This is a genomic window from Xanthomonas sp. LMC-A-07 (assembly GCF_030208825.1).
Lineage (GTDB): Bacteria > Pseudomonadota > Gammaproteobacteria > Xanthomonadales > Xanthomonadaceae > Xanthomonas > Xanthomonas campestris.
Genome location: NZ_JARVTF010000014.1, coordinates 1 through 26,647 on the forward strand (window position 1 = coordinate 1; position 26,647 = coordinate 26,647).

Consider the following 26,647-nt stretch of genomic DNA (forward strand, 5'->3'; position numbering starts at 1 on the left):
CAGGATTGAGGGTTTCTTTTTGCCTGCAATTTGACCAAAGACATATCCATGGGCGTACGTGGACGCGCGGTCCTAGCGATTTAATGCGGACTCGGCTTGGACACGCTCGCTTTGGCGTTGGCGCCCAACGACAGCGCCCACGCCGTGAGACTACGTGGTTAGATCGTTCCTAAGCCGCTTTGCTGATCAGCCTGGCGTTATGCGTAGGCACTATGCGTAAAATATTGGCCTCTCCCGCACTGGGCAATAGGCATTTACCGACACTCTGCTGCAGAGATGAGTGGTGCGCTTAGCCGCATGCGATGTCTGAGCACATCTCTGGTACGACCCCTTTCTGCTGCGCTGCCTCAAGGAAGAACCATAGAAGGTATAGCTATGAGGTGGCCACTAGCCCTAAAGAGTGATTTCGTAAGTGCTGGAGCAAAGGCTCAGACCAGCGCGAGGCGATACACCGGTAGTGGGTTAGGGCTCGTGTAAGTGCTCAGAGACGACGCCGTTTGTAACTTCCGTCTGCGCGTCCATTTGCTGATCAGTCGTCCAGCATCACTGCAGGCCGGCGTACAAGCCCCATTGAAGTGGTGTCGTATTACTAGCCACCAATGAAGGCGTGTCCAGCATTAGCACTGGCGATCAGCGAGGCGCTGACCTAGGCATGGTCTGATCAACGGCGTCGGAGGATGAGCCTAACCACATCGGCCAGGCCGACGGCGCTCAGATCCTCGATTTTTTGCCGTTTCCGGCGCGTTTGCAGGGTGTTGCCCGCGTTACAGGCGCACGCTCCCCATAGCAGGCATCAACTGCTTTCGCTTTATCCACAGATTGGAGAGCGCAAACAGCGTCAGCACCTGCGCGGTGTTCTTCGCCAAGCCGCGATAGCGGACCTTGGTGTAACCGAACTGGCGCTTGATCACCCGGAACGGATGCTCCACCTTCGCACGCACGCTGGCCTTGAAGTGTTCCCAACGCTGTTCCCGAGCACGCTCCCGCTTGTTGCCGATGGCTTGAATCGTCCAACGCTTGGCAGCAATGAAAAATGCAGCCTCGCAGTCCTGCAGTTCTTCGCGCTTATCCGCACCGGTGTAGCCGCTATCGCCAAACACGCTGTCTTCCTTGCCATGCAGCAACGTGTGCTTCACCGTGACATCGGCGACGTTGGCGGCTGTGCAATGGACGTGGTGCACCAACCCGGAAAATTCATCCACCCCGATGTGCGCCTTCATCCCGAAATGCCACTGATTGCCCTTCTTGGTCTGATGCATTTCAGGGTCGCGCGCATGGTCGGCATTCTTGGTCGAACTGGGCGCCGCGATCAGCGTCGCATCGACGATCGTGCCCGACCGCAGGCTCTGGCCCTTGCGCGCCAGATGCGCGTTGACCGCTTCCAGCATCCGCGCGGCAAGGCCATGGGTCTCCAACAGGCGGCGAAAGTTGAGAATCGTGGTCTCGTCCGGAACGTTGTCCAAGCCACCGAGCTGGGCAAAGCGCCGCAAGGTCGGGATCTCGTGCAGTGCTTCTTCCATCGCCGGATCGCTCAGCGCATACCACTGCTGCAGCAGATGAATCCGCAACATCGTCGCCAGTGCGTACGGCTGCCGACCTGGCCGCCCCGAGACCGGATAGTGCGGCGCGACCAGCCCGAGCAGTTGCTGCCACGGGACGACCTGCTCCATCTCGGCCAGGAAGATCTCCCGGCGGGTCTGCTTGCGCTTGCCCAGGCCCTCAGCGTCACCGAACGTCAGTTGCATGGATCACTCCTCAACATCAGGCGGGTAGTGTCGCGTATCTGTTGTGCGTTGTTCAGAGGTTCCCTAGGTGGATGTAGTCATCCGAATGCGCGCTCGGCCTATGCGATAGCCAGTGGTCCAGATGGTTGAGTTAGCAAAAAGTGACGCTACTTGGCTGCTTGGCTAGTTGGTACGGCGCAGATTCGCTAGATGCAGTGCTGTCCCGGAAGCTGCTTAGATCCCGCGGGTAGGGTAGCCAATTGCGTTGCATCGCGGTGTCTAGTGCACTGCTGAGCCAGATTAAATTCTGAATCATGTGCTCAGGCATCGGCTGCGCGTAGGTCCACGGCCGTTTCGCGCTCGGCGGGGCCTATCCGTTGCGCCAAAAGAAAACCCCGCTTCTGCGGGGTTTTCTTGTTTCAAGCGCTCAATTCGACGCGTAAATGTAATGCGGCACTGCACTGCCGCCTGCATCAGTCGAACTTTCTGGCTTCCAGTGATGCGATAGCAAGTTGGGGCACTCCCTACTAGTTATAGCTGCCAGGGAACTCGTACTTCTTTACATCTAGGCTTCCTGCAAGAATCGTTCGGTAGCGTTGCCTTGCTACGCCCACGGACTATTTACACAGCTACCCAAAGTGACGCACTCCCAGCCTCAGTCACCCAAGGTCAGCAGCGAAGCATTGCCGCCGGCTGCGGTGGTGTTCACGGTGACGACCTTTTCGGTGGCAAAGCGCAGCAGGTAGTGAGGGCCGCCGGCCTTCGGGCCGGTGCCTGACAGTCCCTGACCACCGAACGGCTGCACGCCGACCACAGCGCCGATCTGGTTGCGATTGACGTAGACATTGCCCACGGCGACGCGCGAGGTGATGCGTTCGATGGTCTCATCGATCCGCGAATGCACGCCCAGGGTGAGGCCATAGCCGGTGGCGTTGATCTGATCGATGACCGCATCCAGCTGGTCGGCTTTCCAGCGAATGACGTGCAGCACGGGGCCGAAGATCTCACGCTGCAGCTGCGCAAGTGACTTCAGTTCATAGGCGCGTGGAGCAAAGAAGCTGCCGTGTGCCGTGGCGCTGTCCAGCGTGGTCGTGCCGATCAGGCGTGCTTCGCTGTCCATGCGACTCGCGTGTTCTTCCAGGATCTTCAGGGCATCGGCGTCGATTACGGGGCCAACGTCTGTGGAGAGCAGGGCCGGGTCGCCGATTTTCAGCTCGCCCATCGCGCCGGCGAGCATGGTCATGACCTTGTCGGCGATGTCGTCCTGTACGAACAGCACGCGGGCGGCCGAGCAGCGCTGGCCAGCAGAGATGAAGGCGCTGGAGATGGCGTCCTTGACCACGGCTTCCGGGAGCGAGGACGAATCGGCGATGAAGGCATTCTGGCCGCCGGTCTCGGCGATCAGTACGCCAATCGCGGCGTCACGCGCGGCGAGGGTACGATTGATGCTGCGGGCGGTGTCGGTGGAGCCGGTGAAGGCGACGCCGGCAACGCGGGGATCGTTGGTCAACGCGGCGCCGACCGTGGCGCCGTCGCCGGGCAGGAACTGCACAGCGGCTTCCGGCACGCCGGCTTCATGCAACAGTTTGACCGCCGCAAAGCCCACCAGGTTGGTCTGCTCGGCCGGCTTGGCGATGACGGTATTGCCTGCCGCCAGCGCCGCAGCCACTTGGCCCAGGAAGATCGCCAGCGGGAAGTTCCAAGGGCTGATGCAGACGAACACGCCGCGACCATGCAGTTGCAGCTCGTTGGATTCGCCGGTGGGGCCCGGCAGGCGCTCGGGCGCACCAAACTGCGCACGCGCCTGGGCAGCGTAATAGCGCAGGAAGTCCACGGCTTCGCGTACCTCGGCCACGGCGTCCGGCAGGGTCTTGCCTGCTTCCTTGACGCAGATCGCCATGAACTCCGGCATGCGGGCCTCGAGCAGGTCTGCAGCGTGTTCGAGGATGGTGGCGCGGCTGGCGGCGGGCGTGCGATTCCAGGCTGGCTGAGCGGCGGCGGCAGACGCCAATGCCTTCTGCACGGTGGCTGGGTCCGCAGGCTGCCAGTGACCGACTGTCTCGCGGCGGTCGGCCGGGTTGAGCACGGCCTCGCTTGGCGTGGTGATCACGGCACCCGGCACCAGCGGCGCGGCCTTCCACGGCTTGATTGCAGCAGTGAGTTGGTCGGCCAGCTGCCGCAGATCGTTATCGTTGGCGAGGTTGGCGCCCATGGAGTTCTTCCTGTTCTGGTTCTGGCTGCGCAGCAGGTCGGCCGGCATCGGGATCTTGGGGTGCGGGATGGACGCAAACGAGGACACCGCCTCGACCGGATCGCGGATCAGGTCTTCGATGGCGACGTCTTCATCGGTGATGCGATTGACGAAGCTGGAGTTGGCGCCGTTTTCCAGCAGACGACGGACCAGATACGGCAACAGGTCTTCGTGCGAGCCGACCGGCGCATACACCCGGCACGGCAATCCCAGCCGATCGGCCGGAATCACCTCGGCATACAGGTCATCGCCCATGCCGTGCAGCTTTTGGTGCTCGTAGGTTTTTCCTGCCGAGATCGCGCGCACCGCAGCGATGGTCTGTGCGTTGTGGGTGGCGAACATCGGGTACAGCGCGTCGCTGTGCGCGAACATGCGGCGTGCGCAGGCCAGATAGGACACGTCGGTGTTCTGCTTGCGGGTAAATACCGGATACCCGGGGTGGCCGTCGATCTGCGCGCGCTTGATCTCAGCGTCCCAATACGCGCCCTTGACCAGGCGCACCGGAATGCGGCGGCCAACGCGACGCGCCAGATCGGCGAGGAAATCGATCGTGTAGGGCGTGCGCTTCTGATACGCCTGCACTGCGAGCCCGTAGCCCTCCCAACCATCCAGCGATGGATCGGAGAACGTGGCTTCGATGATGTCCAGCGACAGCTCCAGGCGGTCGGCCTCTTCGGCATCGACGGTGTAGCCGATGCCGTAGGACTTGGCCAGTTGTGCCAGCTCCAGCACGCCGGGAATCAGCTCGGCCATCACGCGTGCGCGCTTGGCGTGTTCGTAGCGCGGATACAGCGCGGACAACTTGATCGAAATGCTGGGCGCGGCGAATACGTCGGTACCGACGAAGCTGCCACTGCGGCCGATGGCGTGGATGGCATCGCGATACGCCTGCAGATAGCGCTGCGCATCCTTCATGGTGAGCGCGCCTTCGCCGAGCATGTCGAACGAATAGCGGTAATTGGCGTTGTCACCCTTGCGCGAACGCGCCAGCGCCTCGCCGATGGTGCGGCCCATGACGAACTGGTGGCCCATGATCTTCATCGCCTGGCGCACGGCCAAACGGATCACCGGCTCGCCGACGCGGCCGATCAGCCGCTTGAAGGCGCCCGGCACATCGGCGCGGGTAAGGTCGTTGAGCTGTACCAGCTTGCCGGTGAGCATCAGTCCCCAGGTGGAGGCGTTGACCAGCACCGAATCACTGCCACCTACGTGTTTTTTCCAGTCCGCCTCGCCAAGCTTGTCGCGGATCAGCTTGTCGGCGGTGTCCTGGTCGGGAATGCGCAGCAAGGCTTCGGCCACGCACATCAGCAGCACGCCTTCTTCGCTGCCCAGATCGTATTGGCGCATGAAAGCTTCGATCGCGCCCTGATCCTGGGCACGTGCGCGCACCCGGGTGACCAGGTCGGCGGCCAGCGCCTGCACCTTGGCCTGCTCGGCGGCCGGCAAGCGCGCCTGCTCCAGCAATTCACGGACGTGCTCGGTTTCGTCCTTGAGCCAGGCAGCGGTGATAGCGGCACGCAAGGCGCCGGGCGCGGCGGGCAGTTCGGGCGCCAACAGCGGGCGCGCGGCGTGGGAAGAGGCAAACGTATCTGGCTGGGCGTTCATGCGTAAGGTGCCTGGGAATCCGCGCTCATTCTAGAGAGCCCGCATGGCTGTGCACTTGTGTGGAAGCGGCAGCTTTTCTGCCGTTTTGTGCATGCCGTCGCGCAACGCGGTGATCGCCCACGCGCGCGCCGCGATAAAACCCCGGCCAGCGGGAAGTGATTGATTTTTCGCGCAGTTTTTAGCTGCAGTGCAGCATTGGTGATTCGCGCGAAACGCTTGCCGCATGCGTTCGCCCGGGACTACCATCGGGACATTCCCGCAGTCCGCTGCGTGTTGCCATGATCGAAGTAGTGCCGTTGATGTCCGAAGGGGTTGGGACGCAGGTGCGGTTACGGCCTCCGCGGGCAATGAGTGCCAGGCAATTCGTGCAGTTGTTTGCGGTGTTGGCGGGAACGATGTGGTTGTTTGCAGGCCTGGGGTGGTGGACCGGCAATGCGTTCGCGCCGGTGTTCGCCCTGTTGCACAGTGGTGTGGTGGCGCTGGCGCTGCGGCAGTTGTGGCGAAGCGGCGAGCGTGTAGAAGCGATCCGGGTGGGGGAAACGGTAGTTGAAGTGTTTCCTTCCGGGCGTGCGCCATCAGCGTTTCAGGCACATCCGCACTGGGTGCGGTTGCGCACGGAACGCGACGACAGGGTGTTGCTGGTGAGCAGCGGCAGGCAGATCGAGATCGGGAGCTTTCTCGGGCCGGCCGAACGTGTGGAACTGGCAGATACGCTGAAACGCTTGCTCGCGGCCGCCAATGGCCGTCACCGATGACGTAAGGGTCTAGGCAATGACGCAACGCAGCAGCTGGAACGCGACGTACATGAAATGTGGCTCGGCCGTGTTGGCGCTTGCAAGTGCGCCGTCTGCCTGGGCGCAATCAGCCGATCCCAAGGAATGGCAGCTCAACATGGGCCGTGGGGTCACCCAGACCGCGCGCATGGCCTATGAGGCCCACATGGTGGCGTTGTGGGTGTGCGTGGTCATCGGCGCGTTGGTGTTCGGCGCGATGGGCTATGCGATCTTCAAGTTCCGCAAATCCAAGGGCGCGGTGGCCGCGCAATTCAGTCACAACACCAAGGCCGAGGTGCTGTGGACGGTGATTCCGGTGCTGGTGCTGATCGCCATGGCATGGCCAGCGACCGCCAAACTGATCGCGATGTACGACACCCGCGAGTCGGAAATGACCGTCAAGGTCACCGGTTATCAGTGGATGTGGAAGTACGAATACCTGGGGCAGGGCGTCGAGTTCACCAGCCGTCTTGCGCGTGAATCCGACCGGATCCGCCAAAGTGGCGAGCGCCCTACCGCCGCGTCGCAGCCGCACTATCTGCTGGATGTAGACAACCGGCTGGTGTTGCCGGTCGATACCAAGATCCGCTTCGTGATCACCGCCGATGACGTGATCCACGCCTGGTGGGTGCCGGCGCTGGGCTGGAAGCAGGACGCCATTCCGGGAATCGTCAACGAAGCCTGGACCAATATCGAAAAGCCCGGCGTCTATCGCGGGCAATGCGCCGAGTTGTGCGGCAAGGACCATGGCTTCATGCCGATCGTGGTCGAAGCGCTGCCCAAGGCGGAATTCCAACGTTGGCTCGCATCGCGTCGTAGCGCGGCAGGCGCGCCGGCCGCGGCACCCGCTGCAACGCCGACAGCGCCTGCAGCACCGGCGATGCCAGCGGACGCACCGGGGGCCGCCGCACCGTCAGCAGAGGCCACACCGGCAGCCGGCACGGCATCTGCCGCACCGTCCGCCGCTCTCTAATCGCTCGCAACCGCATCGCTTCGCAGAGGTCGTTCCGTCATGGCGCACACCGCAGTCGATCACCACGGACACCACCAGCCCGGTTTCGTCGAGCGCTGGTTCTTCTCGACCAATCACAAGGATATCGGCACGCTGTATCTGCTGTTTTCCTTCGTGATGTTCATCATCGGCGCTGCGATGAGCGTGGTGATCCGCGCCGAATTGATGCAGCCCGGCCTGCAATTCGTGAAGCCGGAATTCTTCAACCAGATGACCACCGTGCATGCACTGGTGATGATCTTCGGTGGCGTGATGCCGGCCTTCGTCGGCCTGGCGAACTGGATGATTCCGCTGCAGATCGGCGCGCCGGACATGGCGTTGCCCCGCATGAACAACTGGTCGTTCTGGCTGCTGCCGGTGGCCTTCACTCTGCTGCTGCTCACCTTGTTCCTGCCCGGTGGAGCGCCTGCCGGTGGCTGGACGCTGTACCCACCGTTGTCGCTGCAAGGCGGCTACAACGTGGCCTTCAGTGTGTTTGCGATCCACGTGGCCGGCGTCAGCTCGATCATGGGCGCAATCAACATCATCGCCACGGTGCTCAACATGCGTGCGCCCGGCATCGACCTGCTGAAGATGCCGATCTTCTGCTGGGCCTGGCTGATCACCGCCTTCCTGCTGATCGCGGTGATGCCGGTATTGGCCGGCGCGGTGACCATGCTGCTCACCGACAAGTTCTTCGGCACCAGTTTCTTCAATGCGGCCGGCGGCGGCGACCCGGTGATGTACCAGCACATTTTCTGGTTCTTCGGGCACCCGGAGGTGTACATCATGATCCTGCCGGCGTTCGGCGTGGTCAGCGAAATCATCCCCACCTTCAGCCGCAAACCGTTGTTCGGTTACCAGGCGATGGTCTACGCAATCGCGGCGATCGCCTTCCTGAGTTTCATCGTGTGGGCGCACCACATGTTCACCGTGGGCATGCCGCTCGGTGGCGAAATCTACTTCATGTTCGCCACGATGCTGATCTCCATTCCGACCGGGGTGAAGGTATTCAACTGGGTCAGCACGATGTGGAAGGGATCGCTCACCTTCGAATCGCCGATGCTCTGGGCGGTGGCGTTCGTGATCCTCTTCAGCATCGGTGGTTTCTCGGGCCTGATGCTGGCGATCGTGCCGGCGGACTTCCAGTACCACGACACTTACTTTGTGGTGGCGCATTTCCATTACGTACTGGTGACTGGCGCGGTGTTCGCACTGATTGCGGCGGTGTATTACTGGTGGCCGAAGTGGACCGGGCGCATGTACAACGAGACCTGGGCCAAGTTCCATTTCTGGTGGACGATGATCTTCGTCAACCTGCTGTTCTTCCCGCAGCACTTCCTGGGCCTGGCCGGCATGCCGCGGCGTATTCCCGATTACAACGTGGTATTTGCCGACTGGAATCTGATCAGTTCGATCGGTGCATTCGGCATGTTCGCCACCCCGTTCCTGATGGCCGGCATCTTGTTCGCCTCGTTGCGTAGTGGTGCCAAGGCCGACGCGCGTGCGTGGGAAGGGGCCAAGGGACTGGAGTGGACGGTGCCGTCGCCCGCCCCGGCGCATACCTTCACCGTACCGCCGGTCATCAAGCCTGGAGATCTTGCGCATGAAGACATCGGTCACTGAGTCGACGCCGGCACCCGCGGTGGCACGCATGCTCTCCGCTGCCGAACGGCAAGCACAACAGCGGCGCGCGGTGCGCCGTACCACCATCACGGTGGGCATCATTGCGCTGCTGATCTATGCCGGCTTCATCGCCTCGGGAGTCATTGGCCGGTGAGTACGCGTCTGCCTACGCACACGCCCACTGCCGGCTTGTTCAAGCTGCTGGGCGTGGTGCTGGGTGTGTTTGTGCTGACGTTCTCGCTGGTGCCGCTGTATCGCATCGCCTGCGAAAAAGTATTCGGCATCCGCATGGAGCGTGCGCCGGGCAGTGCCCGCGAAGGCGCGTCTAACGCGGTGGCGGCCGGCAAGCGCACGGTGCGGGTGGAGTTCGATGCTGGCGTCAATTCGAAACTGCCGTGGACCTTCCATCCCGAGCAGATGACCATGGACGTGGTGCCCGGCGAACTCAACGAAGCGCAGTATTTCGCGCGCAATGACAGCGCACGGGCAGTGGTGGGCAGTGCAGTGCCTTCGGTGGCACCGTCACGGGCGTCGGGCTACTTCAACAAGACCGAATGTTTCTGTTTCACCGCGCAGACGCTGCAGGCCGGCGAAACACGCGACATGCCGCTGCGCTTCATCGTGGACCCGGCGCTACCGCCGGAAGTGACCACCATTACCTTGTCCTACACGTTTTATCGCAACGACACGCTGACCTCGGAACTGCAAGGCGGCGGCGCAGCCAGCGCCCCGCGTGCCGCGCCGTAATCGATCGCCCACTCATACCGACACGGAAGCAACGCCATGGCCGACCACAGTCCCAACGCCGACGCGTATTTCGTCCCGACCCAAAGCAAGTGGCCCTTTGTCGGCTCCATTGCGATGTTCGTGATGATGATCGGCGTGGCCAGTTGGCTCAACGACGCCGGATGGGGGCGCTGGACGTTCTTCGCCGGCGTGGCCATGTTGCTGGCGACGTTGTTCATGTGGTTCGGCGACGTGATTCGCGAGTCGAACGCCGGCCACTACAACCGCCAGGTGGACGGCTCGTTCCGCATGGGCATGGTGTGGTTTATTTTTTCCGAGGTGATGTTCTTCGGCGCCTTCTTCGGTGCGCTCTTCTACACGCGCGTGCTGACACTGCCCTGGTTGGGCGGCGAGGGCGATGGCGTGATGACCAACGAACTGCTGTGGAATGGGTATTCCGCAGCCTGGCCGACCAATGGCCCGGGCACCATCGGCGGGCAGTTCCAGACCATTCCGGCCTGGGGCTTGCCGCTGATCAACACGCTGATCCTGCTCAGCTCCGGCGTGACCTTGACCATTGCCCATCACGCATTGAAAGGCGGCCGACGCGGCGCGCTCTTGCTGTGGCTGGGGCTGACCGTGCTGTTGGGCTGCGTGTTCCTGTTCCTGCAGGCGGAGGAATACATCCATGCCTACACCGAACTCAATCTCACGCTGGGTTCGGGCATCTACGGCTCGACCTTCTTCATGCTCACCGGCTTCCACGGCATGCATGTGCTGCTGGGTACGATCATGCTGGCGGTGATGTGGCTGCGCGCGGCGAAGGGCCACTTCAGCCGCGACAACCATTTCGCCTTCGAAGCCGCCGCGTGGTACTGGCACTTCGTCGACGTGGTGTGGCTGGCGCTATTTCTGTTTGTGTATGTGCTTTGAGGGCAGGGATTCGGGATTGGTGATTCGGGATTCGCAACAGCGATTTTTCTGCTGTTACGAATCCCCAATGCCGAATCGCCAATCCCGGCTCTTCAGCGCCCCACGCCATGCGGTTTGATCCAGCCGGTGTAGATGCCCAGGATCACCAGCGCGATCAATGCCACCGACAAGCCGATGCGCCAGGTCAATGCGTTGACCGTGCGCTTGGTCTGGCCGCGGTCGGTGAGCAGGTAGTAGAGCCCGGCGCCCAGGTTCCATAGGATGACGATCAGGAAGGCGACAATCAGCAGCGTCTTGAGCGAATCGTTCACAACAGCCCCGGTGGTCGTCGACGTGGTGCCGGCATTGCACGCCTTTTCGCGCCGATTGTCATGATGCGCAAGCACACGGGCGTGCTCGGCTGGTGTCTGGCACTGGCGGTGAGTGCCGGATTTGCCGCATTGGGGCAGTGGCAGTTGCAGCGCATGCAGGCCAAGGAGCAGCTGCTGGAGCGTGCTGCCCATGTGCGGCAGACGCCAACAACCCTGGTACAGGCACTGGCCGCGCCGCGCCCGCTGGCATGGGTCAGTGGACGCGTACGCTTTCTGCCGCAGCAGGTGCTGTTGGACAACCAGTTGCAGGAAGGGCGCGCCGGTGTGCGCGTCTACCAGCTGGCCGCGCCGGAAGGCAGCGCTGCAACGGTGCTGGTGGATCTAGGCTGGTTACCCGTGCCTGCCACGCGGCAATTGCCGACCGTGACCGCGTTGCAGGGCAGCCAGGCAGTGCAGGGGTTGTTGACTGCGCCGCCGTCGGCCGGGCTTGCGGTTGGCGCGGCACTGGCCAGCACCGCCCAGCCACAGACCTGGCTGGCGGTTCGCCTGGAGCCGCAGGCGTTGCGGCAGGCCTTGCACAGGCGCGACATTTCGTCGCAGGTATTGCGCCTGGATCCTGCCGTTCCGGTTGGTTATGCGCGCGATCTGCAGTTACTGGTCAACACGCTTCCGCCCGCGCGGCACTTGGGTTACGCGGTGCAATGGTTCGGCCTGGCGCTGGCCGTGCTGATCACCGCGGCGCTGTTGTCGTGGCGTGCGCGTCGCCGTCATCGACGCGGGCACTGACGCCCCCGGCATGAGAAAATCGCGGGCATGACCCCATCCACATCGGCCACGCCGCAGTCGGTCAATCGCGGCCGCAGGATGCTGATCGCCCTGGCGGTGCTGTTCTTCGGCTCGATGTTGCTGGCCGGCGTGCTGCGCTTCTCTGGCTGGCAACCGGCGGCGATGCGTAACCATGGCGAACTGCTTGCTCCGCCCGCAGACCTGCGCGCGTTGACGCCGCTGCGTGCGGACGGCAGCGCGTACGCATGGGCACCGGGCGAGCGCATGTGGCGGATCGCCCTGGCGCCGCCTGCCGGCTGCACGCAGCCGTGCGTGGCGCTGGCGGCCGAACTGGACAAGGTGTGGCAATTGCTCGGGCACCGCGCGGACAAGGTAGAGGTGCTGTGGATCGGCACGCCACCGGCCGGGCTGCCGGCGATGCCAGCGTTACGCGTGCTGCGCGACGATGCGCGCCTGCGCCAGGCATTGCCCCGTGCCAACGATGCCGCCGGCGTGCCGGTGTATGTGATCGACCCCAATGGCTTCGTGATCCTGCGCTACGCCCCGGGTTTCGACCCGGCCGGTCTGCGTGCGGATCTGGTCAAGCTGCTGAAACTGATGTGAGCCCGTTTCGATGAATCTGTTTGCGCCACCGGCGTTGTTCCGGCACTTCCACCGCATGGCCTGGCTGGCTGCCCTGTTCACGGCCAGCACGATCCTGTTCGGGTCGTTCGTGCGGCTGTCCGATGCCGGCATGAGCTGCCCGGACTGGCCCACCTGTTATGGCCGCGTCACCTGGCCGCAGACCAGCGACGAAGCCAATACGCACGTAGCCAGCAAGATCCGCCCGCTCGAGTCGCACAAGGCCTGGCGTGAGCAGGTGCACCGCTTCCTGGCTGGCGCGCTGGGCGTTGAAGTGCTGGTGCTGACGCTGCTGGCGGCGCGTCGCCGGCGTGCCGGCATTGCGCAGGTGGTGTCCGCCGCGGCGCTGGTCGCGCTGTCGATCCCGCTGTATATGTCCGGCTGGCACGGGCTGGCGATGGGCGTGGCGGCCGCTGGCGAAGCCATGCTGCTGCTGGCGGCGCTGCGCTGGAGCAATATCGATCTGGCCCGCGCTGCCGTGCTGACGCTGGCGGTGGTGATCTTCCAGGCCCTGCTGGGCATGTGGACGGTGACGCTGCTGCTCAAGCCCATCGTGGTGATGGGGCATCTGCTCGGCGGCATGCTGATGTTCTCGCTGCTGGTGTGGATGGCCTGGCGCGCGACACATCTACCGATCACGCTGGCCGACGCTTCGCGCCTGAAATGGCTGCTGCGTGTGGGCGTGGCGGTGCTGGGGCTGCAGATTGCGCTGGGTGGCTGGGTCAGCGCCAACTACGCGGCACTGGCGTGTGGCGGTGGCAGTTGGTCTGCCGACAATTTCCCCAAGTGCGTGAGCCAGTGGTGGCCACCGCATGACTTCCGCGCGGGCTTCACGCTCTGGCGCGGGATCGGCGTGGATTACGAAGGTGGCGTGCTGGACGGCGCGGCGCGCATCGCCATCCAGATGGCACACCGCTTGTGGGCGATCGCCACCGCGCTGTATCTGTGGTGGCTGGCCTGGCGTCTGTCGCGTTCGCCCGGCATGCGTGTGTGGGCTGGCGCGCTGGCGTTGCTGGTGGTGGTGCAGGTGACGCTGGGCATGCTCAACGTGAAGCTGGCGCTGCCGCTGGAAGTGTCGGTGCTGCACAACGGTGGCGCGGTTGCGTTGCTGTTCGTGCTGGTCTCGCTGTTGGCGCGGCTGCGCGCGCCGGAGTGATGATGGCTGTCAGCGCACGCGACTACTGGGACCTGACCAAGCCGAAGGTGGTGGCACTGATCGTGTTCACCGCGCTGGTCGGCATGTTCCTGGCCATCCCCGGCATGCCGACCTGGCTACAGGTACGCACCGGCGCGCTCGGCTTTTTGGGTATCTGGCTGGCGGCATCGGCGGCGGCGGCCATCAACCAGCTGCTCGACGCCAAGATCGACGCACAGATGGCCCGTACCTCCTGGCGCCCGTTGGTGGTGGGCAAGGTACGGCCCGCGCAGGTGCTGGCCTTCGCCAGCGTGTTGATCGTGATCTCGATGACCATCCTGGTGGTCTGGGTGAACGTCATCACTGCCGTGCTCACCTTTGCCTCGCTGATCGGCTATGCGGTGATCTACACCGTGTATCTCAAGCGCGCGACCTCACAGAACATCGTGATCGGCGGGCTGGCCGGTGCCACGCCGCCGATGCTGGGCTGGGCGGCAGTGACCGGTTTGCCCACCAGCGCCGACTGGATCAATGCCTCGCTGCTGGTGTTGATCATCTTCATCTGGACCCCGCCGCATTTCTGGGCCCTGGCCATCTTCCGGCGTGCCGATTACGCCAAGGCGGCGATCCCGATGTTGCCGGTGACCCATGGCGTGCCGCATACGCGCAAGCAGATCCTGGTGTACACCGTGCTGCTGGCCATCGTGACGCTGCTGCCGGTGGCCGTGGGCATGAGCGGGGTGTTTTATCTGGGCGGTGCGGTGGTGCTCAACGCGGTGTTTCTCTGGTACGCGTGGCGCATGCTCGACCCGCCGGACGAACTGTTCTCGATGAAGATGTTCGGCTACTCGGTGGTGTATCTGATGGCGCTGTTCGCGTTCCTGATGGTCGATCACCTGGTGCTGCCGTGGGTGCGTTAGCACCAGGTGCCATCATCGGCGAACCGCTTGATGCGCGTGCTCGCCAGTGCCCGGTCATGCCTCTCGCGCCGTGCTACGTCGCTTCCAGGTCCTAGCCTAGCCAGGCGACGCATTCGGTCTTGTTGCCGCAGAGGGTCTGCGCTTTCTGATGCAGCCGTGCCAGCATGGCCTTGCCTTGCGCTGGGTGCTGCTTGCCCCAGGCTTTCAGCGCTTCGGCCACCGGATCGAAGTGTCTGCGGTTTTCGCGCAGGTGACCGTCGGTCTGGTGTGCCAGGTCACCGATCACCTGAGTCGTCAGCGCTTCGATGCCTGCAGCATCGTCCGGATTGAGCCGGATCAGCGCATCCAGATAGGTCATGCCGCGATACAGGACATTTCCCTCGCTACCGGGGGTTTCGTAGGCCTTCTTGAACCAGGACAGTGCGGTCTTGCTGTCGCCGCGGTCCTCGGCCAGATGACCCAGGTACGGCATGTAGTAAGACGGCGTCTTGGTGCGGCCCAACTCCGCCGTCAGCAATTTTTCTGCTGCGTCGTTGTCGCCGACATCGACCAACAGGTGCATGGCATCGGCGATGGTGGATTGACGCTCCTCGGCAGTTTTGGCGGCCGTCACGGCCCACTGCACGCGCTGATGCACGGTTTCGACCACAGCCGCCGGCAAGGGCGGCTTGGGTTTTTTCTCGTTCGTCTCATCGGTCTGCCCCTGAGCCAGGCGCGCGAGGTCGATCGTCGCAGACGCGGTGCGCAAGCGGTCGCTGATCGGCAGCGTGGGGTCGGCATAGGCGCGCGTCAGCACCTGCTCGAATGTCTGCGACAAGGTGGCGCGCTTGCCTGGATCGGCGGTGGAGGCGGCAACCAGCGTGGCGGCATTGGGCAGCAGGACATGGAGATTGTCGCGAACCTCTGCCGGGTCGGCGAGCACGGCCTGCAGTAACGCGTAGGTGGCCGGATCTGCGACCGGCTTCTGCTTGGCGATGAGCACCGCCTGGAGTTGGAATTGCCGTTGCAGCGCTGGCTGTGGCGCTGCCTTTGCCAACGCGGCCAGAACGCGGGGCGCCTCCTTGGCGTCGACCAGGTGATTGTCATAAAGCCAAGCGTAATTGGCGAGTAGCGCCCATTCCTCCTGCTTCAGTGAGGCCGGCTGCTTGAGCGCCAGCTGCAGCAGCTGTTGGGTGCCGCCGCTGAGCTGGGTGGCGGTGTGCAGGCTGTCGATCAGCTGGGCCGTCGTGGTGTCGCCGATCAGCCGGGTGATTTCAGTGCCATCCGGGCGCAGCATGATGATGGTCGGATATCCCTTGACCGCGAAGCGTTCACCCGCCGCCTGGGCTTCTTCCAGGTCGCCGTCCAGATGCACCGCAATGAATTGCTGGGCCTGCGCGATGAAGGCCGGGTCCTTGAAGGTGGTGGACTTGAGCCGATTGCACGGCGGGCACCACACCGCGCCCCAGTACAGCAGCAAGGGTTTGCCGGTTTTCTTGGCTTCTGCGAGGGCTTCGTCAAGCTTGCCTTCCTGCCAATGAATGCCGGACGGCACGGCCGGGCGTGCGGCGGCCGCGGGCGGCGCGTTGACCGCTGATGGAGTCGGCTTATCGCAGGCGGTCAGCGTCGCGAGGACGGCAGACAGCGCAAGCAGCGCGGGAGACGGCGAACGAAATGACAGTGCCATGGGAAAGCCTTTGCGTGGAGGAGATGCCCGAACGCGCCGTCGAGCAGCCCTTGCAGGCTCCGCCGCGTACGTCCTCCCACTGTCACTGACTTTGATGCGTCACACGCCGGACAATGCGAACCGCCGTCCCGCAGTACGCATCGTTGGATCGGCGCGAATGCAGCAGTACGTCATCATTCGGTCACAATCGCGGTGCGCTGAATGCGCCTAGTGACGGCTGCTATCGGGCTGCGGGTCCGGTGCGGTGCGCGCATAACGCGCGGCCACGAACGCGCACACGATCAGCTGCAGCTGGTGGTACAGCATGATTGGCAGCACGATCGCGCCGAGGCCGCCGCCGGCGAACATCACCTTGGCCATCGGCACGCCGGTGGCCAGGCTCTTCTTGGAGCCGCAGAACACGATGGCGATTTCATCGGCGCGGTTGAAGCGCAGGCGGCGTGCGATGAAGGTGATTGACAGCATGGCCACCGCCAGCAACAGCGCCGCAGCGCCCAGCACGGCGAGCAAGGCTGGCAGCGGTGTCTTCTGCCACAGGCCTTCGTTGACCGAGGCGCTGAAGGCTGTGTAGACCACCAGCAGGATGGTGCCCTGGTCGGTGTAACGCAGCACCGCGCGATGGCGTTCTACCCACGCGCCGATCCACGGGCGCATGAAATGTCCAGCCAGAAACGGTACCAGCAGCTGCAGCAGGATCTTGCCGATGGCCTCGGCCGGGTGCGCCATTGCGCCCTGGCTGCCGACCATTGCGCCCATCAGTAGCGGGGTGAAAAACACGCCGAGCAAACTCGAAAGTGAGGCCGCGCAGACGGCTGCCGGCACATTGCCACGCGCCATCGAGGTGAGCGCGATCGAGGACTGCACGGTGGAGGGCAGGGCGCACAGGAACAGCACGCCGATGTACAACTCCGGCGTCAGCGCCAGATGCGCGAGCGGCTTGAACAACAGGCCCAGCAGCGGGAACAGCACGAAGGTGCAGGCCAGAATCACCAAGTGCAGCCGCCAATGTAGCGCGCCGGCCTTGACCGCTTCGCGCGAGAGCCGCGCGCCGTGCAGGAAGAACAGCGCGGCGATTGCCACGTCGGTGACGTCGTCCATGATCGCGGCCGCGGTGCCGGTGACCGGCAGCAGCGAGGCCAGCGTGACCGTGCACAGCAGCGCCAGGGTGAATGGATCAATGCGCAACCGCGCCAGCAGCTTCTTCATCGAGGTCCCAGGGGCGGCGCGCAGGCGCCTGTCGCGGACCATTCTACGATGCGCTGCTGCACCGACCGATGCCGGCGCAACAGATGCATCACTGCGGCGGCGGCGGCGGCAGGCGTTCGCGCACCGCCGGTTCCAGCGATGGTTGCAGGCCGGCATCGCGCCCGATCTGCAGGGCCTGTTCGGCACTGGCGCCTTCGCGTGCGGCGAGCAGCGCCAACAACGCGCCGGCGCGATTGCCGCTTGCACAATGCAGCAACACCTTGCCCTGGGCTTGTTGGTCGAGCACGCGCTGCAATGCGCGCACGTTGTCGGGCGTAAGGCCGGCTGCAGTGCGGATCGGCAGGCGCACATAGCGCAGGCCCAGGGCGTGCGCGCTTGCGGTTTCGTCGTAGCCGCGCGCTCCGTCCGGGCCACGCAGGTCGATCACGGTCGTGACGCCGTTGGCGGCTGCCTCGCGCAATTGCGCCTGCGATGGCTGGCCGGCGCTCAGCACCGCGCGCGGGCGGTAGGGCGGTGCTGACTGCGCCAGCGCGCCGCCGGCGAGCAGCAGGAGCATCCAGACCGCGTGGCGCAGGCGCAGTGGCATCACAACGCTGCGAGTGCCTTGAGCAGCTCGCGCATTTCGTACTTGTCGGTGTTGTCCAGGCCCTGCGCGCGCTGTTTGGCCTGCAGTTCTTCCACGCGTTGGCGCAGCAACTGCTTGTCGAGCTGGGCGACGACGTCATGCAACTCGATCGCCCAGCTGTGCTCGTCGCCGGGAAGCTCCTGCGCGGCCAGCTTCTGCAGCGCGACCAGTTCCTCGCGCTCGGCGAAGTGTTCCAGCAGCGCGCCGGTGCTGATTTCCGGCCGTTGCCGTACCAGCGCCAGCAGCTCCATCAACAGCTCGATACCGGGCAGGCGCAGGCCGGAAAAATCGTGGTCGCCTTCCAGGCTCATCGCCAATGACGGCTGTTGCAGCAGGATGGCGATCGACGCACGCACCAGGCTGCGTTTCTGCGTGGGCGCACCCATGCGCGCGGGCGGCCGCGCTTTTGGCGGGGACTGTTGCGCGGACATGCTCGCCCCAACGCCCGTCATACGCGCCAGCTCCTGCTTCATCAGATCGCCGAACGCGCCTTCGGGAATCTGCGCCAGCATTGGTTTGGCACGCTCGGCCAGGCGTGCCTTGCCATCCAGCGTGTGCAGGTTGATGTCGCGCGCCATTTCGTCGAAGAAGAACTGTGACAGCGGCGTGGCCTGCTTCAAGCGCGCATCGAAGGCCTGCGCGCCTTCCTTGCGCACGATGGTGTCCGGGTCTTCGCCGTCGGGCAGGAACAGGAAGAACGCCTGCCGGCCGTCCTTCATCCGCGGCAGCACCGATTCGAGCGCGCGCCAGCCGGCCTTGCGCCCGGCGTTGTCGCCATCGAAACAGAAGTACACGTCCGGCGCATTGCGGAACAACAGCTCGGCGTGTTCCGGCGTGGTCGCCGTGCCCAGCGTGGCCACCGCCTGGGTCACGCCGAACTGAAACAGCGAGACCACGTCCATGTAGCCCTCCACCACGATCAGCCGTTCGATCTTCTGGTTGGCCTGGCGCACCTGCCACAGGCCGTACAACTCGCGGCCCTTGTGGAACAGCGCGGTTTCCGGCGAATTGAGGTATTTGGGCCCCGGGTCGCGGCCATCGGCCGGCCCGCCCATGATGCGCCCGCCGAAGGCGATCACGCGGCCGCGGCGGTCGAAGATGGGGAACATCACCCGGTCGCGGAACTTGTCGTAGACATGCCCGCGGTCGTTCTTGGAAAACAGCCCGGCACGTTCGAGCACGCTCATGCGGCGCGCATCGGTGCCCAGCGTGTCCTTCAGGGCGCTGTAGCCATCCGGTGCGTAGCCGATCTGGAAACGCGCGCGGTTTTCCGCATCCACGCCGCGCCCATCCAGATAGTCGCGGGCACGGTCGCTGCCTTCGAGCTGACGCTGGAAGAACTTGGTTGCCGCCTCCAGTGCCGAGTACAACTCGCGGCTGTCGTCTTGCTGCTGCGGAGTGCGCTGCTGGGTCTCGCGCGGAATCTCCATGCCGGCGCGCTTGGCCAGCTCATCCACCGCGTCGAGAAATTCCAGGCGGTCGTAATTCATCAGGAAGCTGATCGCGGTGCCATGCGCGCCGCAGCCGAAGCAGTGATAGAACTGCTTGGTCGGCGACACGGTGAACGAGGCCGAGCGCTCGTCATGGAACGGGCAGCGCGCCGAATACTCCTTGCCCTGGCGCTTGAGCGGCACGCGACCGCCCACCACCTCGACGATGTCGGTGCGTGCGAGCAGTTCGTCGATGAACGCGTCTGGGATGCGGGCCATCCCGCTAGGATAATCCCTCGCGCCCGGCTCGGGCCTGTCTCAGTGCGTCTTCATCCGCAGCCGAGCGCCCACGGTTGGGCTCAGCTGCGCAACGGCGTCTCGGTGGAAGCCGGTGTTGCCGGCACAGCAGCAATCTCGGGCGGATGCTCCGGGTCCACGCCGGCATCGCGCAGTTTGCGGTGCGAGCGCACGCGCTCATCGATCACTGCGGTGAGCAGCGCGCCGATGAAGAACACCACCGAGGCGTAGTACATCCACACCAGCAGGATCACCAGCGTGCCCATCGAGCCGTACGCACTGCCGGGCGCAGCCTTGGCGATGTACACGCCGATCGCGTAGCGGCCCAGGGCAAACAGCAGCGAAGTGATCACGCCGCCCACGAAGGCCTGGCGCCAATTGACGGTGCGATCGGGCAGGTAGCGGTACAGGAACGCGAACGCCAGCGAATACAACGCCAGCGTGGTCACATAGCCCACAGCAGGTAGTACAGAGGGCAGCCTGGCAAAGACCACCTGCAAGGCGGTGGTGGCGATCATCGAGACGATCAGCAGAAAGCCCAGCGCCAGGATCACGCCGAAGGAAAACACTCGCTTCTTCAGCCACGCCATGATGCCGTCCAGGCGCTGCTTGTCGGTACGGAAGATCAGGTTGAGTGCGTTCTGCAGCTGCGCAAAGACCGCAGTGGCACCGATGAACAGCAGCAGCGTGCTCCACAGCCCGGCCAGCGAGCCCACACCGGGCTGGTCGGTGGCATTGCGGATCACCGTATCGGCGACTTCTGCCGCGCTGCCGCCGGCCAGTTGCGCGATCTGCTGCACCAGCGCTTCCTGCGCGGGTGGATACAGCGAGGCCGTCAGCCACAGCAGCAAGACCAGCAAGGGCGCCAGCGACAGCAGCGCATAGAACGACAACGACGCGGCCTGGGTCATCACGTCGATTTCGAGAAAGCGGTTGAACAGCGCCATGGGCAGGCTGCGCTGCACGCGGGTCAGGTGCTTTTGCAGGTGTTCGGTGGAGAATGTCGTCACCGGCGGAGAATCCTTGGCGCATACCGTGGCGTGTGCAGGATCCAAGGGCCAGGCCGGTATGCGGAGTGCCTGGCCTGCGCCTGCGCTGGCATCACCGTTCTAGCAGGGCGGGATCGAAGGCATGGTGAAAAAATCGATGCTGGAGGATGTCGTGCAGCGATGGCTGCGAGATCAGGTTAGGGCATGTGCCGGTGGCACGCTGCCGGCTGGGCCAATATCAGCGCATCGTTGAGTGCTGCACATCACTTGCGGCGCCTGCCGCGCGATGCGTGGTTGACTTCAGCGCGCAGCGTTGATTCCTGTCTGCGATAGCGCGCAGTCGTATGACAGAAAAAGAATCGGTGCGAGCCTTGCCACACTGCAGCGCAGTGTCGGACTTACGGCGAACCAACGGTATGAGGCGCGCAGATGCAGTGTGCATTGGCCATTTGCTTGAGCCGGAGCCACATCGTCGCTTGCGCGCCGTTGTTCTCGGAACGGAAAAGGCAACGGCAACGGCAGTACGGATCAGTGATCAACGATGTGCCAGCAGCACTGCGGCGTCTATGACGCCGTGCGGCGGCGTACCGATATGCGCGGACTCGGCAGCGCGCAGTGCGCGTTCGTAGCAACGAGGGGATGGTTCAACCGCTGCGAATGATGTAACCGTGCAACGCATCGGGCCACACATACCGCCAAGCTGCGATCCACCTCGGAAGGCGAAGGCCCATCACCGGCGCGCGTCGTCATCGCACCACGCGGGCTCGACGCGCGCGGCGGCGGCAGTGCGCCCGCCGCGCCTGCACGCCCTGCCATCGGCGCAGGGCATGCCGGTTGATCGGCCTCAGCCGGCCAGCTGCTTCTTCACCAGCGTGGACACCAGGCCCATGTCGGCCTGACCGGCCAGCTTGGGCTTGAGTGCGCCCATCAGCTTGCCGATATCGGCAGGGCTGCTGGCGCCCGTCTCGGCGACGGCCGCCTGGATCGCGGCCACGATCTCGGCTTCGCCCATCTTGGCCGGCAGGTAGCGCTCGATCACTACGATTTCCTCGCGCTCGATCTGTGCCAGATCCTCGCGGGCGGCGCCTTCGTACTGGGTCACCGAGTCCTTGCGCTGCTTAACCATCTTGTCGAGCACGGCAATGACGGCGGCATCGTCCATTTCGACGCGCTCGTCCACTTCTTTCTGCTTGATCGCGGCATTGATCAGCCGGATCACGCCCAGGCTGTGCTTGTCGCCGGACTTCATCGCAGCCTTCATGTCTTCGGTGAGCTGTTGCTTGAGGGACATGCTGTACTCCTGGGTGACGTAAGGGGGATCGCCGACAGGCGCCGCCGAGATGGCGGGTAACCGGCGTGAATGCAGCGACGCGGTGGCCGGGCCAACTGCCTCGGCACGCACGGCCGCGTCAGGCCAATACAAAAAGCCGGCGACGCTTACGCGTGCCGGCTCTTGGGTTCTACTCCGAGGGGCCGCGCCTACAGCGCCTGCCCACCGGCGAAGAACCGCGATCGATCAGTACAAACGCTGGCGCTTGGTGACGTCGCGCGACGAGCGACGCAGCTGACGCTTCACAGCAGCGGCAGCCTTACGCTTACGCTCCTGGGTCGGCTTTTCATAGAACTCGCGCTTGCGGGTCTCGGCCAGCACGCCGGCCTTTTCGCAGGTGCGCTTGAAACGGCGGAGCGCAAATTCGAAGGGCTCGTTCTCGCGGACTTTAACGCTGGGCATGGGTTCTCCAGATAATGGGATTTCCGTCCGGGAGCCCCGGGCGGGTGCGAGCGGACTCGCGTGACGGAATTTCCGGGTTGCCCCGGCGAGCCGCGCATTATAACGACTTGGGAACGGCCTGCAAGCCCCTGGCGCAATCGAATGGATCGAGGGCGCCGGAACGTGCGTGCTGCCGCAGTTGGCGGGCCATTCCGCGGTTGCGCAGCATACCTGCGGAGACCGGTTTGCGCGCGGCAAAAGCTGCGAAAATGTCGCCCATGAACCTGCCTGCCGAACTGTCATGAAAGTGCTTGGGATCGAATCATCCTGCGATGAGACCGGAGTGGCGGTGTACGACACCGCGTTGTCCGGCGTGCCGACGCTGCGTGCCCATGCGGTCTATAGCCAGATCGCGCTGCATGCCGAGTACGGCGGCGTGGTGCCGGAGCTGGCCAGCCGCGACCATGTGCGCAAGCTGCTGCCGCTGATCCGCCAGACCCTGGACGAGGCCGGGTTGCGCATCGATGAGCTGGACGGGGTGGCCTATACCGCCGGCCCGGGCCTGGTCGGTGCCTTACTAGTAGGTGCGGGGGTGGCGCGCGCGCTGGCCTGGGCGCTGGAGGTGCCGGCGATCGGCGTGCACCACATGGAAGGCCATTTGCTGGCCCCGTTGATGGAAGACGACCCGCCGCAGCCGCCGTTCGTGGCGCTGCTGGTATCTGGCGGCCACACCCAGCTGGTCTCGGTGAAGGCGCTGGGCGCCTACGAAGTGTTGGGCGAAACGCTCGACGACGCCGCCGGCGAGGCCTTCGACAAGACTGCCAAGATGATGGGGCTGCCGTATCCGGGCGGTCCGCAGCTGGCGGCGCTGGCCGAAACCGGCGCGCCGGGGCGCTACAAGTTCGCGCGGCCGATGACCGACCGCCCCGGGCTGGACTTCAGTTTCAGCGGGCTCAAGACCCAGGTGCTGCTGGCCTGGCGCGGCAGCGACCAGTCCGACACCACCCGCGCCGACATCGCGCGCGGGTTCGAAGATGCGGTAGTGGAGACGCTGGCGATCAAGTGCCTGCGCGCGCTGGACGCCGCCGACTGCAACACCCTGGTGGTGGCCGGCGGCGTGGGCGCCAACAAGCGCCTGCGGGCCCGCCTGCAGGAGGCCGCGCAGCGCCGCGGCGGCCGGGTCTGCTTCCCGCGTCCAGCCCTGTGCACCGACAACGGCGCCATGATTGCCTTCGCCGGCGCGCTGCGCCTGGAAGCCGGCGAGCACGCCGATGCCGCGGTGCAGGTGACGCCGCGTTGGGACATGGCGACGCTTGCGCCGCTAGCGGCGGCGCGGGAATCGGGAGTAGAGATTCGGGATTCGTAAATGCCTGGCTCCGCGCTGCCTTCCTGTTCTTGCCAATCCCGACTCCCCACTCCCCAATCTCGGCTCTCCATGGACAAAGTCTTTATCGAAGGTCTCGACATCGATGCGCTGATCGGCATCTATGACTGGGAGCGGCGGATTCGGCAGACGTTGCGGTTCGACCTGGAGATGGGGTTCGACAACCGCATTCCGGCCGCCAGCGACGACATCGCCGACACGCTCAACTACAAGGCGGTGAGCAAGCGGTTGATCGAGTTCGTGCAGCAGTCGGAGTTCGGGTTGGTGGAAACACTGGCCGAGCGGTGTGCGGCGATCGTGCTGGACGAATTTCAGGTGCAGTGGCTGCGGCTGAAGTTGAGCAAGCCGGGCGCGGTGCGCGGCGCGCAGGCGGTGGGCGTCATCATCGAGCGCAGCCGCAGCTGATCTTGCGCTCCCACTGGCGTAATAGACGTTGGTGTATCGAGTTAGAGAGGTGGCCGATCCGCCGGCAACCGGGCTCATCCAACAGCCGGGGTCACTGGCGCTGCTGGGGACAGCGTCTGCCGTCGGCTGCGCGAACTGCGTCGCACTGCCGCCCCGAACAGCTGAATCCGAGGCTGAACCGGGGTGGGGACTTTCACCATCATGGTCGCATCAGGCTAGAATTGCCGGCCATGTAAACGTTTTCTCAAGGATCTCATGGCTGCTGATCGCATCGACTCCCTGATTGCCCGCATGACCGTCGAAGAGAAGGTCGGCCAGCTCGGGGTATTCGCCGACATGGTGCGGCCGTTCGCGCCGGACGTGAATCCCGAGGCCAATGTCCTCAACGCCGACGAAGTGCTGCAACAGGTCCGCCAGGGCCGGGTGGGCTCGCTGTTCAATGGTGTGGGCGCTGCGTTGGGCGTGCAGATCCAGAAAGTGGCGGTCGAAGAAAGCCGCCTGGGCATTCCGGTGATCCTGGCCGCCGATGTCATCCACGGCATGCGCACTGTGTTCCCGATCCCGTTGGGCGAAGCGGCAAGCTTCGAGCCGGAGCTGGCTGAGCGCACCGCGCGGGCCACCGCGATCGAGGCCACCGCTGCCGGCCTGCACTGGACCTACGCACCTGCGGTGGACATTGCGCGCGACCAGCGCTGGGGCCGTGGCGCCGAAGGCGCCGGCGAAGACGTGGTGCTGGGCATGGCGTTTGCCACCGCGCGCGTGCGCGGGTTCCAGGGCAGCGATCTCAAAGCCGACGATTGCCTGCTGGCCACGCCCAAGCATTTCGCCGCCTACGGCGCGGTGGCGGCCGGCATGGAATACAACACGGTGGATATCGCCCCGCAGACGCTGCGCGATGTGCATCTGCCGCCGTTCAAGGCGGCATTCGATGCGGGCGCGCTGACGGTGATGTCGTCCTTCAACGACATCAACGGCGTTCCGGCCAGCGCCAACCACGAATTGCTCACCGAGATCCTGCGCGGTGAATGGCAGTTCCCGGGCGTGGTGATTTCCGATTACACCGCCGACATGGAATTGATTGCGCACGGCTACGCGGCCGATGAGCGCGACGCCACCAAGAAGGCGTTCCTGGCCGGTCTGGACCTGAGCATGCAGAGCGGTTTCTATGCCGCGCATCTGCCGTCGCTGGTGGAAAGCGGCGAGGTGCCGATGGCCACGCTGGACGCCAGCGTGCGCCGCATCCTGCAGCTGAAAGAGGCGATCGGCCTGTTCGACAATCCGTACCGCTCGCTGGATCCCGCACGCGAAGCCGATACCGCGCATCTGCCTGCGCACGATGCGTTGTCGCGCGATGCGGCGCGGCGTTCGATCGTTCTGCTCAAGAACGAAGGCGACCTGCTGCCGCTGAAGAAGAGCGGGCAGAACATCGCGCTGATCGGCCCGTTCGTGCAGGACCGCGAAAACATCGAAGGCTGCTGGACCCTGTTCGGCGACAAGGAACGGTACGTCACGCTCGAGCAGGGCGTGCGCGCGGTAGTGGCGGCTGACAACCTGAGCGTGGTGGCCGGCTGCGGGCTGGAAGAGCCGTTGCCGGGCGGCATTTCCGCGGCAATCGATGCCGCGCAAGCTGCCGATGTGGTGGTGCTGGCACTGGGCGAGCCGCAGCGTTTCAGTGGTGAGGCGCAGTCGCGGACCGAGATCACGCTGCCGCCGGCACAGCAGGCGCTGGCCGAAGCGGTGGCCGCCACCGGCACGCCGATGGTGATCCTGTTGCGCAACGGCCGCGCGCTGGCGCTGAGCGGTGCGGTGCGCGATGCCGATGCGATTGCGGTGACCTGGTACCTGGGCACCCAGACCGGCACCGGCGTGGCCGACGTCCTGTTTGGCGACTACAACCCGTCGGCACGCCTGCCGATCAGCTTCCCGCAGGTGACCGGCCAGCAGCCGTATTTCTACAACCATCTGCGCACCGGCCGCCCGGAATTGCCCACGCTGTCCGAGTACAAGGCGCGCTGGCGCGAGATGCCCAACGAGCCGCTGTACCCGTTCGGCCACGGCTTGAGCTACACCACCTTTGCGTATGCGGCGCCGCAACTGAGCACCACGCAGCTGGGATGGGAGCAGACGCTGACCATCACCACGCGCGTCACCAACACTGGCGCGGTGGCCGGCGAAGAAGTGGTGCAGCTGTATGTGCACGACCGGGTTGCCAGCCGCGTGCGCCCGGTGCGCGAGCTCAAGGGATTCCGCAAGGTGCTGCTGCAGCCGGGCGAGAGTGCGGAGGTGGTGTTCACCCTGCAGCGCGATGCGCTGGCGTTTACCAACCCCAAGGGCGTGTTCGGCGCCGAGCCGGGGTTGTTCGATGTGTGGGTGTGCGCGTCGGCCAAGAGTGGCGAGCCGGTGTCGTTCGAGTTGCTGGAAAGCTGAGGCACCCACCATGGCGTGGCCTGCCGCAGTGCAGGTCACTCGGTTGTGTGGATGCAACGCGGGTCTCTGGGTTGGAGACCTGTGACTCAGGCCAGGCGACGATCA

Annotated in this window: 23 protein-coding genes; 13 read left to right on the forward strand and 10 right to left on the reverse strand. The window is 64.6% G+C overall.

Going from position 1 to position 26,647, the window contains the following annotated elements:
- Window positions 1–764: 764 nt before the first annotated feature.
- A complete protein-coding gene (locus tag QRM89_RS15120; protein ID WP_285448377.1) occupies window positions 765–1,745 on the reverse strand; it encodes an IS5 family transposase in 981 nt (326 codons plus the stop codon).
- Between the two features lie 634 nt (window positions 1,746–2,379).
- Entirely contained in the window at window positions 2,380–5,580 is a 3,201-nt protein-coding gene (gene putA, locus QRM89_RS15125) for a bifunctional proline dehydrogenase/L-glutamate gamma-semialdehyde dehydrogenase PutA (protein ID WP_285448378.1), read from the reverse strand.
- Window positions 5,581–5,858: 278 nt separating this feature from the next.
- On the opposite strand from putA, the gene QRM89_RS15130 reads away from it, so the two are divergent.
- From QRM89_RS15130 to QRM89_RS15155, 6 genes are read left to right on the forward strand one after another with little or no spacing between them, the layout of a single operon-like run.
- Window positions 5,859–6,335, forward strand: a complete 477-nt coding sequence (locus QRM89_RS15130) for a DUF2244 domain-containing protein (RefSeq protein ID WP_285448379.1) — start codon at window positions 5,859–5,861, stop codon at window positions 6,333–6,335.
- Window positions 6,336–6,351: 16 nt separating this feature from the next.
- Window positions 6,352–7,326: a cytochrome c oxidase subunit II gene (gene coxB, locus QRM89_RS15135; RefSeq protein WP_285448380.1), complete on the forward strand. Its 975-nt coding sequence runs from the start codon at window positions 6,352–6,354 to the stop codon at window positions 7,324–7,326.
- 39 nt (window positions 7,327–7,365) lie between these two features.
- On the forward strand, window positions 7,366–8,970 hold the full coding sequence (gene ctaD / locus QRM89_RS15140) for a cytochrome c oxidase subunit I (RefSeq protein WP_114999697.1): 1,605 nt from the start codon (window positions 7,366–7,368) through the stop codon (window positions 8,968–8,970).
- Entirely contained in the window at window positions 8,951–9,124 is a 174-nt protein-coding gene (locus QRM89_RS15145; RefSeq protein ID WP_285448381.1) for a hypothetical protein, read from the forward strand. The genes ctaD and QRM89_RS15145 overlap by 20 nt, the downstream gene beginning before the upstream one ends.
- Window positions 9,121–9,717 carry a cytochrome c oxidase assembly protein gene (locus QRM89_RS15150; RefSeq protein WP_228417471.1) on the forward strand — a complete coding sequence of 199 codons (597 nt, stop codon included), beginning with the start codon at window positions 9,121–9,123 and terminating at the stop codon, window positions 9,715–9,717. Before QRM89_RS15145 ends, QRM89_RS15150 begins: the two co-directional genes overlap by 4 nt.
- A 36-nt stretch (window positions 9,718–9,753) precedes the next feature.
- A complete protein-coding gene (locus QRM89_RS15155; RefSeq protein ID WP_042595322.1) occupies window positions 9,754–10,629 on the forward strand; it encodes a cytochrome c oxidase subunit 3 in 876 nt (291 codons plus the stop codon).
- Window positions 10,630–10,721: 92 nt separating this feature from the next.
- Here QRM89_RS15155 and QRM89_RS15160 read toward each other — a convergent pair whose 3' ends face one another.
- Window positions 10,722–10,940 carry a twin transmembrane helix small protein gene (locus QRM89_RS15160; RefSeq protein WP_011038908.1) on the reverse strand — a complete coding sequence of 73 codons (219 nt, stop codon included), beginning with the start codon at window positions 10,938–10,940 and terminating at the stop codon, window positions 10,722–10,724.
- A 60-nt stretch (window positions 10,941–11,000) separates the two neighbouring features.
- Between QRM89_RS15160 and QRM89_RS15165 the strand changes: the two genes are divergently transcribed.
- Genes QRM89_RS15165 through cyoE form a run of 4 tightly spaced genes read left to right on the forward strand, consistent with a single transcriptional unit; the run spans window position 11,001 to window position 14,402 of the window.
- Complete coding sequence (locus QRM89_RS15165; RefSeq protein WP_285448382.1) at window positions 11,001–11,726, forward strand: SURF1 family protein; 726 nt, start codon at window positions 11,001–11,003, stop codon at window positions 11,724–11,726.
- Between the two features lie 27 nt (window positions 11,727–11,753).
- Entirely contained in the window at window positions 11,754–12,329 is a 576-nt protein-coding gene (locus tag QRM89_RS15170; RefSeq protein ID WP_014506320.1) for a hypothetical protein, read from the forward strand.
- A 10-nt stretch (window positions 12,330–12,339) separates the two neighbouring features.
- Window positions 12,340–13,503, forward strand: coding sequence for a COX15/CtaA family protein (locus QRM89_RS15175; protein WP_285448383.1), 1,164 nt, complete (start codon window positions 12,340–12,342; stop codon window positions 13,501–13,503).
- 2 nt (window positions 13,504–13,505) lie between these two features.
- The gene (gene cyoE / locus QRM89_RS15180; RefSeq protein WP_042595343.1) at window positions 13,506–14,402 is read left to right on the forward strand and encodes a heme o synthase; all 897 of its coding nucleotides are present in this window, start codon (window positions 13,506–13,508) and stop codon (window positions 14,400–14,402) included.
- Window positions 14,403–14,493: 91 nt separating this feature from the next.
- Here cyoE and QRM89_RS15185 read toward each other — a convergent pair whose 3' ends face one another.
- The 7 genes from QRM89_RS15185 to rpsU all read right to left on the reverse strand — a co-directional run bounded on the left by QRM89_RS15185 (window position 14,494) and on the right by rpsU (window position 22,347).
- Window positions 14,494–16,068 carry a thioredoxin family protein gene (locus QRM89_RS15185; protein ID WP_285448384.1) on the reverse strand — a complete coding sequence of 525 codons (1,575 nt, stop codon included), beginning with the start codon at window positions 16,066–16,068 and terminating at the stop codon, window positions 14,494–14,496.
- 207 nt (window positions 16,069–16,275) lie between these two features.
- On the reverse strand, window positions 16,276–17,316 hold the full coding sequence (locus tag QRM89_RS15190) for a bile acid:sodium symporter family protein (protein ID WP_285448385.1): 1,041 nt from the start codon (window positions 17,314–17,316) through the stop codon (window positions 16,276–16,278).
- A 46-nt stretch (window positions 17,317–17,362) separates the two neighbouring features.
- A complete protein-coding gene (locus tag QRM89_RS15195; RefSeq protein WP_285448386.1) occupies window positions 17,363–17,863 on the reverse strand; it encodes a sulfur transferase domain-containing protein in 501 nt (166 codons plus the stop codon).
- A complete protein-coding gene (gene dnaG / locus QRM89_RS15200) occupies window positions 17,860–19,608 on the reverse strand; it encodes a DNA primase (RefSeq protein ID WP_285448387.1) in 1,749 nt (582 codons plus the stop codon). The genes QRM89_RS15195 and dnaG overlap by 4 nt, the downstream gene beginning before the upstream one ends.
- An 80-nt stretch (window positions 19,609–19,688) precedes the next feature.
- Window positions 19,689–20,636 carry a YihY/virulence factor BrkB family protein gene (locus tag QRM89_RS15205; RefSeq protein ID WP_161960447.1) on the reverse strand — a complete coding sequence of 316 codons (948 nt, stop codon included), beginning with the start codon at window positions 20,634–20,636 and terminating at the stop codon, window positions 19,689–19,691.
- An 823-nt stretch (window positions 20,637–21,459) separates the two neighbouring features.
- Window positions 21,460–21,906, reverse strand: coding sequence for a GatB/YqeY domain-containing protein (locus QRM89_RS15210; RefSeq protein WP_011038898.1), 447 nt, complete (start codon window positions 21,904–21,906; stop codon window positions 21,460–21,462).
- 225 nt (window positions 21,907–22,131) lie between these two features.
- Entirely contained in the window at window positions 22,132–22,347 is a 216-nt protein-coding gene (gene rpsU / locus QRM89_RS15215; protein ID WP_002808376.1) for a 30S ribosomal protein S21, read from the reverse strand.
- A 280-nt stretch (window positions 22,348–22,627) separates the two neighbouring features.
- Between rpsU and tsaD the strand changes: the two genes are divergently transcribed.
- From tsaD to QRM89_RS15230, 3 genes are all read left to right on the forward strand, one after another.
- The gene (gene tsaD / locus QRM89_RS15220; RefSeq protein ID WP_285448388.1) at window positions 22,628–23,692 is read left to right on the forward strand and encodes a tRNA (adenosine(37)-N6)-threonylcarbamoyltransferase complex transferase subunit TsaD; all 1,065 of its coding nucleotides are present in this window, start codon (window positions 22,628–22,630) and stop codon (window positions 23,690–23,692) included.
- A gap of 69 nt (window positions 23,693–23,761) precedes the next feature.
- Window positions 23,762–24,115 carry a dihydroneopterin aldolase gene (folB, locus tag QRM89_RS15225; protein ID WP_011038896.1) on the forward strand — a complete coding sequence of 118 codons (354 nt, stop codon included), beginning with the start codon at window positions 23,762–23,764 and terminating at the stop codon, window positions 24,113–24,115.
- Between the two features lie 255 nt (window positions 24,116–24,370).
- Window positions 24,371–26,542: a glycoside hydrolase family 3 N-terminal domain-containing protein gene (locus QRM89_RS15230; RefSeq protein WP_285448389.1), complete on the forward strand. Its 2,172-nt coding sequence runs from the start codon at window positions 24,371–24,373 to the stop codon at window positions 26,540–26,542.
- Window positions 26,543–26,647: the final 105 nt, after the last annotated feature.